At 35.8% G+C, this 8,849-nt stretch carries 17 protein-coding genes; 11 read left to right on the forward strand and 6 right to left on the reverse strand.

Annotated features, from left to right (window positions below):
- Nucleotides 1–35: 35 nt before the first annotated feature.
- The 6 genes from AB1630_07945 to AB1630_07970 are packed head-to-tail and all read right to left on the reverse strand — an operon-like array spanning nucleotide 36 to nucleotide 2,419.
- Nucleotides 36–329 (reverse strand): RHS repeat-associated core domain-containing protein, encoded by a 294-nt coding sequence (locus tag AB1630_07945; protein ID MEW6103723.1) that lies wholly within the window; start codon nucleotides 327–329, stop codon nucleotides 36–38.
- Nucleotides 218–688 carry a hypothetical protein gene (locus AB1630_07950; GenBank protein ID MEW6103724.1) on the reverse strand — a complete coding sequence of 157 codons (471 nt, stop codon included), beginning with the start codon at nucleotides 686–688 and terminating at the stop codon, nucleotides 218–220. The genes AB1630_07945 and AB1630_07950 overlap by 112 nt, the downstream gene beginning before the upstream one ends.
- Before the next feature lie 33 nt (nucleotides 689–721).
- Nucleotides 722–1,219, reverse strand: coding sequence for a DUF3368 domain-containing protein (locus AB1630_07955; GenBank protein MEW6103725.1), 498 nt, complete (start codon nucleotides 1,217–1,219; stop codon nucleotides 722–724).
- Nucleotides 1,209–1,469, reverse strand: a complete 261-nt coding sequence (locus AB1630_07960) for a UPF0175 family protein (protein ID MEW6103726.1) — start codon at nucleotides 1,467–1,469, stop codon at nucleotides 1,209–1,211. The genes AB1630_07955 and AB1630_07960 overlap by 11 nt, the downstream gene beginning before the upstream one ends.
- Nucleotides 1,470–1,523: 54 nt before the next feature.
- Nucleotides 1,524–2,075, reverse strand: a complete 552-nt coding sequence (locus AB1630_07965) for a hypothetical protein (protein MEW6103727.1) — start codon at nucleotides 2,073–2,075, stop codon at nucleotides 1,524–1,526.
- Nucleotides 2,076–2,083: 8 nt separating this feature from the next.
- Complete coding sequence (locus tag AB1630_07970) at nucleotides 2,084–2,419, reverse strand: hypothetical protein (GenBank protein MEW6103728.1); 336 nt, start codon at nucleotides 2,417–2,419, stop codon at nucleotides 2,084–2,086.
- A 293-nt stretch (nucleotides 2,420–2,712) separates the two neighbouring features.
- On the opposite strand from AB1630_07970, the gene AB1630_07975 reads away from it, so the two are divergent.
- The 11 genes from AB1630_07975 to AB1630_08025 are packed head-to-tail and all read left to right on the forward strand — an operon-like array spanning nucleotide 2,713 to nucleotide 8,714.
- Nucleotides 2,713–2,850: a hypothetical protein gene (locus AB1630_07975; GenBank protein ID MEW6103729.1), complete on the forward strand. Its 138-nt coding sequence runs from the start codon at nucleotides 2,713–2,715 to the stop codon at nucleotides 2,848–2,850.
- Nucleotides 2,837–4,306, forward strand: coding sequence for a potassium transporter TrkG (locus AB1630_07980; protein ID MEW6103730.1), 1,470 nt, complete (start codon nucleotides 2,837–2,839; stop codon nucleotides 4,304–4,306). The genes AB1630_07975 and AB1630_07980 overlap by 14 nt, the downstream gene beginning before the upstream one ends.
- On the forward strand, nucleotides 4,303–4,758 hold the full coding sequence (locus AB1630_07985) for a hypothetical protein (protein MEW6103731.1): 456 nt from the start codon (nucleotides 4,303–4,305) through the stop codon (nucleotides 4,756–4,758). The genes AB1630_07980 and AB1630_07985 overlap by 4 nt, the downstream gene beginning before the upstream one ends.
- Before the next feature lie 19 nt (nucleotides 4,759–4,777).
- Nucleotides 4,778–5,854 carry an ATP-binding protein gene (locus AB1630_07990; protein MEW6103732.1) on the forward strand — a complete coding sequence of 359 codons (1,077 nt, stop codon included), beginning with the start codon at nucleotides 4,778–4,780 and terminating at the stop codon, nucleotides 5,852–5,854.
- Between the two features lie 46 nt (nucleotides 5,855–5,900).
- Complete coding sequence (locus tag AB1630_07995; protein ID MEW6103733.1) at nucleotides 5,901–6,212, forward strand: DUF2283 domain-containing protein; 312 nt, start codon at nucleotides 5,901–5,903, stop codon at nucleotides 6,210–6,212.
- A 4-nt stretch (nucleotides 6,213–6,216) separates the two neighbouring features.
- Nucleotides 6,217–6,636 carry a response regulator gene (locus tag AB1630_08000; protein MEW6103734.1) on the forward strand — a complete coding sequence of 140 codons (420 nt, stop codon included), beginning with the start codon at nucleotides 6,217–6,219 and terminating at the stop codon, nucleotides 6,634–6,636.
- Between the two features lie 20 nt (nucleotides 6,637–6,656).
- The gene (locus tag AB1630_08005; protein ID MEW6103735.1) at nucleotides 6,657–6,959 is read left to right on the forward strand and encodes a hypothetical protein; all 303 of its coding nucleotides are present in this window, start codon (nucleotides 6,657–6,659) and stop codon (nucleotides 6,957–6,959) included.
- Entirely contained in the window at nucleotides 6,944–7,291 is a 348-nt protein-coding gene (locus tag AB1630_08010) for a DUF6516 family protein (GenBank protein ID MEW6103736.1), read from the forward strand. The genes AB1630_08005 and AB1630_08010 overlap by 16 nt, the downstream gene beginning before the upstream one ends.
- Nucleotides 7,284–7,988: an ATP-binding protein gene (locus AB1630_08015; GenBank protein ID MEW6103737.1), complete on the forward strand. Its 705-nt coding sequence runs from the start codon at nucleotides 7,284–7,286 to the stop codon at nucleotides 7,986–7,988. The genes AB1630_08010 and AB1630_08015 overlap by 8 nt, the downstream gene beginning before the upstream one ends.
- A gap of 1 nt (nucleotide 7,989) precedes the next feature.
- Nucleotides 7,990–8,307 carry a nucleotidyltransferase domain-containing protein gene (locus tag AB1630_08020; GenBank protein ID MEW6103738.1) on the forward strand — a complete coding sequence of 106 codons (318 nt, stop codon included), beginning with the start codon at nucleotides 7,990–7,992 and terminating at the stop codon, nucleotides 8,305–8,307.
- On the forward strand, nucleotides 8,304–8,714 hold the full coding sequence (locus tag AB1630_08025; protein ID MEW6103739.1) for a HEPN domain-containing protein: 411 nt from the start codon (nucleotides 8,304–8,306) through the stop codon (nucleotides 8,712–8,714). The genes AB1630_08020 and AB1630_08025 overlap by 4 nt, the downstream gene beginning before the upstream one ends.
- The last annotated feature ends 135 nt before the right edge of the window (nucleotides 8,715–8,849 follow it).

Here is an 8,849-nt window from a genome sequence, read left to right on the forward strand (position 1 = left end):
GCATTAAAACAGAAGTTATTGGAGTATATTGAATATTACAACAAAAAAGCAAAACCATTTGCATGGACATATGCAGGAAAACCTTGTAAAATATAACATACCTTATTTAAGGGACAGCACACTAGTAACCCCGCCTCTTTAAGGGAAAGGGCATTTGCCCCAGGGCAGGTGGGGCAGGATTGAGGGCGGAGGATAGGGTCGGTTGAGAGAAACCTTCCTACGCTTGGGTCGTAGTATCTGGCACGGTAATAATATAAACCTGCCTTTTCTTCCCATTCTCGGGAAGTGAATAAGAAGGGATTAGGGAATAGGGAATAGGGGAGCCAAATACCTCGTAATTGTAAGATGAGACGATGTTTTTGTCCTTGTCGGTGATAAAGATTACCGAGCCTAAGCCATCAAGGTGGTAGAAATAGCTTTGGGTTCCTATTCTTACTGAGATTGGGTTGTCAATGCCTGGGCCAAAGGTGTATCTGGCATTGAGGGTTCCTTGAGGGTCGTATTCAGCAATTAGGTCATTGTCATCATAAAGATAGTTCATAGTTGATAGTTCATAGTTCATAGAGGATGAGGTTTTGCTTATTCTTTTGCCCAAGGGGCAATAGGTAAAGGTTTGGGTTGAGCTATTGGGATAGGTTATTTGGGTTAGCCGATTTTCATAATCATAGGCATAGGTTGTTGTATCCATAGTAGACCTATTTTCACAGAGTTATTCTGCATTTTATTCCTCTCTAGCCTCTTTCAATAATCCTTTTATTATTTCTTCTTTAATCCAGATGCCATTTTCTAACATTTGACTGATAGAAGGTTTTATAGAAGAAAGCAAACCTTTCTTTTTAGCCTTTAAAAGCAAGCCCAAGGTTCCTATTACTTCAAGGCCTAAAACCTTTGCTTGCAATCTGGCAATTTTTTCGTCTATTAGAACCTGTTTTATCCCTTTTTCTTTTGCCAGGATAATAACCTCTGCCTCACCCTGTTTTAGCTCATATAATAACTCTATTTTTTCCATATCAGCAACCTTTTCAATTAAAAGCCATGGACTTGCCTTTAGCTTTTGAACTCCAAGCCCTTGCTCACCGCCAGCCAAGATTTCTTCTTTTACCTTAAAGGGAAGATAAACTTCAGCATAAAGCTCCTTAAGTAAAGAGGTCTGTCTACATATTGAAAGGGCAATCCATGGTGATGTATTCACTACAATCCCTTTTTCTTTATTTTGCATTTTTGGATTCTTCCAAAATCTCCTTTAGCTCTACCTGAAAGGGAGAAACATTATATTGTCCAAGCCTCATCAGAAAATCCACCCTGTTTAAGCCAGCTAATTTTGCCGCCTTGCCAGAGGAGATTTTGCCAAGCTCATAAAGTTTCAGGGCTAAGAGATATCTTGCTTCTTCTTCAAATCTTTCTTTACTTTCTTTAAGGGAAAGCAGAAGGTCATCTGGATATTTTACCGTTAAAACATTTTCTCTCATTCTCAATTCCTCCTTTTTTTAAAGTTTAATATATTTACCTTTGATATGTCCATTTTATTCTTTTAATTTTTTGCTCCATAGCATTGCATCAAGAGAGCTTCCTATAACTGGCGTTAATACACCAAGAATATGGCCCAAAGGAAAAAGATTAGTCATTATTATTGAATCAAAGTCTTTGTTAATAAAAATAGGAGCAATCAATAAAGCTAATCCTGCTATATACCCTATAAAAACAGCACTTAAAAGCCAAAATATATTTAAAGGGGTAATTTGAAGTTTAAACTTCAGGCTTTTATTGGATATCAATAGCTCTAATATTAGTCCCCAAAAAGGACTACTGATAACACAGGTTTTGACTATAATAGGAAGACAAATATCTATAACTTTCCCAAAATGTCCAATTTTCCCAAAATGTCCAATTATTGCAATATTAAAAGCAAGTAGTGTACTCAAAAATGTAGTGGCAGAGACAATCAATGGAAAGGCAATAAGCTTTTGTGTTTTTAAAGAAGATTTTCTAATGACTATTCCAATTAGAATTAGAATACTTAGCATTAAAAACATTGCTATCTTGTCAGAATAGGCTCTAATGATTACATTAATCATCTTTATTATTATTCTTGGCGTAGTTGAAATTCAAGTCCTCCTCCTTTCCATGCCATCATAAACATACATCCCAACCAGCAGTCTATGGCAGCAAGGCGGGAATTTTTATTTTCGCAATGCATTTTATATCTACAGCTAAGCTTACAATCTTCAAAGTCTTTTCCTTCAAAATATCCTTCTTCAGCTAGCTTATAAAATTTTACTGTTTCATATATTATTCCACCAATGATAATTCCACCAATTATACCTTCAACAATACCTATTTCTCCTTTTGGATCAATCCAATTGACTGGATTATTTTTTACATAAATATATGGATGTAGCCTTTGGGACCTAAAAAGCATACCTTTTCTTATCCCACGATAACTCAATAGCCCTGCTCCTTTTATGGGGAGTATGTTTGCCCCAGGACAGGTAGGGCAGGATTGAGGGCGGGGAAGATAGGGTCTTGTGAGAGAAACCTCCCGGTTTCGGGATCGTAGTGCTTTGTAACGCAAATTATTAAAGGAAAGAAATTCAATTAAAAATTAACAATGCAAAACTCAAAGTATAGAATCAAATTTGCCAAAGTTCACATCATAAATTTCCCAATTGTGGAAATTTAGATAAGAGATTATACTATATTAAATTTTGTAAGATGCCTATAAAAAAATTTTTTCTTAAAATTTTTAACCTCCTTATTGGCGTTTTAACAGAGGTTGTATTTTGCCTTTTCCTTATCCTTGCATTAGGAATTCCTGCAATGCTCATCTGGCTTATAAATGACAAATTTTAGAACAATTCTTTATTATATAGGAAGGATAATATCTGCATTTAGCTTTGTTGCATTTATCCCATTTGTTATTGCTATAATAATGGCTGAATATAAAAGTGCTATAGATCTTCTTATTGGATTTTCCTCCTCTGTCCTTTTTGGCTATATCCTTATTTTATTAGGAAAAAAGGGGGAGATTACATGGGTTGTTGGTATGGTTATTGTCTCCTTAACCTGGTTCTTTCTTATGTTTCTCGTTGCCATTCCATTATTCTTATCAGGCCATTATCTTTCATACCTTGATGCTTGCTTTGACACAATGTCTGGTTTGGCTACTGTCGGCTTTTCTATAATCAACGATATTGACCATCTCTCTTATTCCCTTAATACATTCAGGTTTTTTGTTCCATATATTGCAGGCCAGGGAATAATCCTGGTAGCCTTAATCTTCCTTGCAACAAGCCCTTCTGGCTATGGAATGTATCTTGGAGAAGGAAGGGAAGATAGAATTCTTCCAAACATTGCAAGCACAGCTCAAATAATTTGGTCAATAGCCCTGCTATATCTTGTTGTAGGTATAGGCATCTTATGGCTAATTGGAATAAAAGAAGATATGGGAATAATAAATGCATTTTTTCATGCAATGTGGCTTTATATGAGTGGTTGGGCTACCTGTGGCTTACCTCCTACATCTTCCTCTGTTCTTTTTTATTATAGTCCCTTAATTGACCTTGCAACAATTATTGTTTTTATATTAGGCTCTATTAACTTTTATCTTCATTATACTATTTGGACAGGAAAGAGGCTTGAGATATTTAAGAATACAGAAATAAGAACCTTCTTTTTTACCCTTATTGTTTCATTTATTTTTGTAAGCCTTGGCATTGTCAAATCAGGGCTTTATAATGATTTTCCCTCTTTCTTTTTGCAGGGTTTATACCATACAACATCTGCTCATACAACCTGTGGCTTATCTTTTGTCTACCCATCCTATTTTATAAAATGGGGAGAGATAGCGTTGATTGGAATGATAATTGCTATGGGAATTGGTGGTTCTGCTGGCTCAACGGGTGGAGGGATTAAAATTTTAAGGGTAGGGGTAATTGTAAAAAGCCTTATTGAGGACATAAAAAGCATTGCTTTTCCAAGCTCAGCTGTTGTTCATAGTAAATTTCATCATATAAAGGATATTCTACTTAATGATAGGATTATCCGCTCATCTATGATTATTACATTTTCCTATCTTTCTACATATTTTTTTGGTGCCTTAATTGGTGTTATATATGGCTACCCATTTATCAACTCTTTGTTTGAATCTGTATCAACAACATCTGGAACAGGATTTAGTTGCGGGATTGTATCAAGTAGTATGCCATCTCTTATGAAGATTGTTTATATCTTTCAAATGTGGGCAGGTAGGCTTGAGTTTATCTCTATATTTGCCATTATAAGCCTATTATTAGGAAGAAAAAGATGAATTGGATTTTATTTTTTCTTTTATTTTGTTCCTCATCCTTTGGGATAACCATCTTTGACCTTATTCAAGAACAGAAGCAAAAAGCTGTAGAGATTGAAGCAGAGGTTGTTGGAAAGCTCATCAAAAGGGGTAATTTCTATCTTCTTAATATAAATGACAAAACAGGAGGGATTGGTGTATTTATAAAAATTGACAAATGTCCTAAAATAGAATATTATGGCAGATATGGTGTAATTGGGGATAGAATAAGGGTTTTTGGAATATTTCATCCAGTCTGCAAGGAGCATTGGGGAAAGATGGATATTCATAGTAGCTCTATTGAGGTATTAGAAAAAGGCAAAATACAAAAAGAAAGGATAAATAAAAATAGGATATTGCTTTTGTTTGCCTTGACATTAGCTAGCCTCCTTCTTATTATGATACACAAGAGAAGATTTAGAAGAGAGGATTAGGAATTGGCATTTTAATAAGATGGAAAAGCCATATATCCTTTTGGTTGATGACAAAGAGGAAAATCTATTAGCCTATGAGCCGATACTTGCTCCTTTAGAGATACACATTGTTAAGGCAACCTCAGGCAAAGAAGCACTCCATTGGCTCTTGAAGGAGAAATTTGCCTTAATCTTGCGTGATGTTGCTATACCAAAGATGGATGGGCTTGAGGCAATAAGGCTTATCGAGGAAAAACTTACCTCAGAGCGTATCCCAACCATCTTTATTATACCTTCTGACAAATCTTTTGAAGATATCCTTGGTAGCTATTCCCTTGGTGCGGTTGACTGTATCACAAAACCCATTATTCCAGAGATATTAAGAACAAAGGTTTCTGTATTTATTGACCTCTTTAAGGCAAAAAAAGAGATAGAGGAGAAAGTAGAAATGCTTTCAGCAATTAACCAAGAATTAGAGGCATTTGTCTATTCTGCCTCCCATGACTTAAGAAGCCCCTTGGCAACTATTGAGGGTTTTTGTGATATGCTTCTAAAATACAAATCAGATAAGCTAGACCCACAGATAAAACATTACATTGAAAGGATGGATAATGGGGTTAAAAGGATGGATGAGCTACTTACCGACCTTTTAACCCTTTCAAGGATAACAAAGCTTGATATGGAGCGTAAAGAGGTTAATTTAAGTGAAACAGCAAAAGCAATTAGAGATGAGCTTAAGGAGAAAGAGCCAGAGAGGGAGGTTGAATTTCTAATCCAGGATGATGTAATGGGAAGGGGCGATTCCTCTCTTCTTAAAATTCTCCTTGAAAACCTCATTTTTAATGCCTATAAATTCACCTCAAAAAGGGAAAAGGCAAGGATTGAGTTTGGAGTGAAGGAGGGGGCTTACTTTGTCTCTGATAATGGTATTGGCTTTGATATGGCTGAGGTTGATAAATTATTTGCTCCCTTTTCTCGTCTGGTTGGAATCTCTGAATTTCCTGGAACAGGCATTGGCCTTTCCATTGTCAAAAGGATAGTCCATCGCCACCAGGGTAAGATATGGGCAATTGGAGAACCAGATAAGGGAGCAACATTTTTCTGGACAATTATGTAATTTTTGGTTAAAATTTATTAAAATGGTTATTTGGACAAAACATGACATGCACAAGTTGGTAGAAGACAACCCGGATGATGCAGTCTGCTTTAAGGGAAGTGATATTATGGCAAAAGAAGGTGTAAAAGAAGGGATAACAAAGGAGATATTTAAAGCCATTCCTTATTTTATAAGATTTCCTGTTAATAAGATATGGATGGACTATGATAAAGAGGCAGATGTGCTTTATATAAGCTTTAAAAGACCTCAGAAGGCTACTGATTCAGAAATGCTAAAAGATGGCACACTACTTAGATATAAAGGAGAAGAGTTGGTGGGAATTACTATTTTAGATGCGTCCAAAAAAAGAGGGGGGTAGATAAGTGGAGCAAAAAAATATTTTGTTGGTAGAAGACAACCCAGATGATGCAGAGCTTACAATAAGAGGGCTTGAGAATGCTAATATTTTAAATAAGGTTGTTTGGGTAAAGGATGGGTTTTCTGCCCTTGACTACCTATTTAAAGGGGAAAATAACCTTCCTGCAGTTGTCCTTCTTGACTTAAAGCTTCCAAAGATGGATGGCTTGGAGGTTCTTCGTCAAATAAGGGCAGAGGAACGAACAAAGCTAATTCCTGTTGTAATCCTTACATCCTCAAGGGAGGAAAGTGATATGGTTTCAGGATATAGCCTGGGTGCGAATAGCTATGTGAGAAAGCCGGTAGATTTTGTCCAGTTTAGCTCTGCCATAAAACAGCTTGGCTTATACTGGCTTCTTCTTAATGAAATACCTGGAAAAAGATGATTGCAGAAGGAGCTTAAAAAATGAACACAGTAACAATGACAATTGATGTTCCAAAGTGGGTAAAAGAGACAAAGCAAAGTATGGATTTTATTTCACAATTGAAGTTTGAAGCCTTAGCGAAAATGGAATATTACCAAAGCAAACTCATTAGATTTGAACGAAAATATGGAAGTAAATTTGAAGAATTCAAGAAAAAAATAGACACAGAAGAGAAAGAAAATTTTGAAGAATGGGATGATTTCATCATTTGGGAAGCCTTCTATCAGGCATATCAGGAATGGTTTAAAAGGTATAAGGAATTAGAAGAGTGTATGAAATTGTAGATTGCCTTAAACAACATCAGATAGTTCGCTCTGTAGAGATATTAGAATTGGTAAATGAACAGGCAGTTAAATCTATTAAGATAAGGTCTCATTTAATTGATGAAAGCATTTTATTTATTCAGGAAACAATTAGTGAAAAAGGAAAAAGATATTCCTATCATTGGCAAAATAAGGAAGGAGAGCTTATACTTCGTTGGGATAATGCACCCCATTGGAAAAATGTAGAAACATTTCCACACCACAAACATATAGGAGAAAAGATAGAACCAAGCTCAATGTTAGATATTAAGGAATTATTAGAGCAAATAGAGAAGGTATTGTCAGATGAATGAAGAGGAATACAAGAGTCGTATTGTAAGCCTTGAGAAAGAGCTTTCTGATTTTTCCTATTCTGTATCACACGATTTAAGGGCACCCTTAAGGGCAATTGATGGATTCTCTCAGGCGATATTAGAGGATTATTATTCTCAGCTTGATGAAAAGGGGAAAAGATGGCTTACAAAGATAAGGGATGCAAGCCAGTATATGGGCCATCTTTTGGATGACCTTGTCATTCTTTCAAGAATAGCACGGCAAGAGATGCGTATTATGGAGGTTAATCTGAGTGTTTTAGCAAAGGATGTAGCAGATGAGCTTAAAAAATCCAATTCCAATAGGGATATAGAGTTTGTCATTCAGGAAGGTTTAATGGCACAGGGAGACAAATGGTTTCTTAAGACAGTCTTTGAACAGACATTTGATAATGCTTGTAAATTCACCTCAAGAAGGGAAAAGGCAAGGATTGAGTTTGGAGTAAAGGATGGTGTTTATTTTGTCTCTGATAATGGCTGTGGCTTTGATATGGCTTATGCTGATAAATTATTTTCTCCATTTCAGCAATTGCATTCTAAAGAGGAATTTCCCCAAGGCACAGGGATTGGTTTGGCAATTGTTCAAAGAATCATCCATCGCCATCAGGGAAAGATATGGACAGAGTCACAGATAGATAAGGGAACAAAAATTTATTGGACATTAGGAAATTTTGCTTAAAATGTTAAAGAAAGATTTAAAAATAGCAAACGAAGTAAAGGAAAGGTTTGCAGAATTTGTTAATTTACTTGATACAAGGGTGTTTGGTTCTTGTGCAAAGGGTGGAGGGGATGAATATTCTGACCTGGACCTTTTTGTTGAAGTGCCTTTTATAAACAAAGAACTAAAGGAAAAAATGTTTGATGTCGTATGGGATGTAGGATTTAAAAACCTAAAAGTGGTTTCTCTCTTTGTTTTTACGCAAGAGGAGATAGAAAATTCGCCCTTACGGGCATCTCCTCTTGTGAAAAATATCCTTGAGGAAGGAATAAAGATATGAATGATAAAGATGCGCTCTTTGTTTACAGATTTAACCAGGCAGAGGAAACGCTTTCTGATGCCAAGAAGATGTTAGAAAACAACCTTTCCCCAAGGTCTATCATAAACCGGGCTTATTATGCTATATTTTATGCCATCTTAGCCCTTTTTTTAAAAAACAGCCTCTCAATAAAAACATCAAAACATACAGGGATTATCTCCATCTTTGATAAAGAATTTGTGCATAAAGGAAGGATTGATAAATCTTATTCAAAGATGCTTCATAGGATGTTTGATTTAAGGCAGGAATGCGATTATAAGGAATTGGTTGCTACCTCAAAAGAGGATGCTATTTTGTCCATTAAACAAGCAGAGGAATTTATCAAAACTATCAGGGATTTTATCAGTAAAGAAATAGGGGGTGAATGAATAAAATGAAAGGTAACTATTCAGTCATTACAGAGAGAAACGGAGAATGGATGAATTGGAGAGAGGGAGAAGGGGAGAAAGGGAGAATCTTAAGAAGGGGAGAAATTTCTCCGTTTCACAGAAAAAGGGGAGAAT

The sequence above is a fragment of the bacterium genome (assembly GCA_040753555.1).
Lineage (GTDB): Bacteria > UBA9089 > UBA9088 > UBA9088 > UBA9088 > JBFLYE01.

What these genes read in the sequence shown, in the direction of transcription:
- AB1630_07950 (MEW6103724.1), bottom strand. Translation starts at nt 688, where the DNA reads ATGGATACAACAACCTATGCCTATGATTATGAAAATCGGCTAACCCAA.
- AB1630_07955 (MEW6103725.1), bottom strand. Translation starts at nt 1,219, where the DNA reads ATGCAAAATAAAGAAAAAGGGATTGTAGTGAATACATCACCATGGATT.
- AB1630_07960 (MEW6103726.1), bottom strand. Translation starts at nt 1,469, where the DNA reads ATGAGAGAAAATGTTTTAACGGTAAAATATCCAGATGACCTTCTGCTT.
- AB1630_07965 (MEW6103727.1), bottom strand. Translation starts at nt 2,075, where the DNA reads ATGATTAATGTAATCATTAGAGCCTATTCTGACAAGATAGCAATGTTT.
- AB1630_07970 (MEW6103728.1), bottom strand. Translation starts at nt 2,419, where the DNA reads ATGCTTTTTAGGTCCCAAAGGCTACATCCATATATTTATGTAAAAAAT.
- AB1630_07975 (MEW6103729.1), top strand. Translation starts at nt 2,713, where the DNA reads ATGCCTATAAAAAAATTTTTTCTTAAAATTTTTAACCTCCTTATTGGC.
- AB1630_07980 (MEW6103730.1), top strand. Translation starts at nt 2,837, where the DNA reads ATGACAAATTTTAGAACAATTCTTTATTATATAGGAAGGATAATATCT.
- AB1630_07985 (MEW6103731.1), top strand. Translation starts at nt 4,303, where the DNA reads ATGAATTGGATTTTATTTTTTCTTTTATTTTGTTCCTCATCCTTTGGG.
- AB1630_07990 (MEW6103732.1), top strand. Translation starts at nt 4,778, where the DNA reads ATGGAAAAGCCATATATCCTTTTGGTTGATGACAAAGAGGAAAATCTA.
- AB1630_07995 (MEW6103733.1), top strand. Translation starts at nt 5,901, where the DNA reads ATGCACAAGTTGGTAGAAGACAACCCGGATGATGCAGTCTGCTTTAAG.
- AB1630_08005 (MEW6103735.1), top strand. Translation starts at nt 6,657, where the DNA reads ATGAACACAGTAACAATGACAATTGATGTTCCAAAGTGGGTAAAAGAG.
- AB1630_08015 (MEW6103737.1), top strand. Translation starts at nt 7,284, where the DNA reads ATGAATGAAGAGGAATACAAGAGTCGTATTGTAAGCCTTGAGAAAGAG.
- AB1630_08020 (MEW6103738.1), top strand. Translation starts at nt 7,990, where the DNA reads ATGTTAAAGAAAGATTTAAAAATAGCAAACGAAGTAAAGGAAAGGTTT.
- AB1630_08025 (MEW6103739.1), top strand. Translation starts at nt 8,304, where the DNA reads ATGAATGATAAAGATGCGCTCTTTGTTTACAGATTTAACCAGGCAGAG.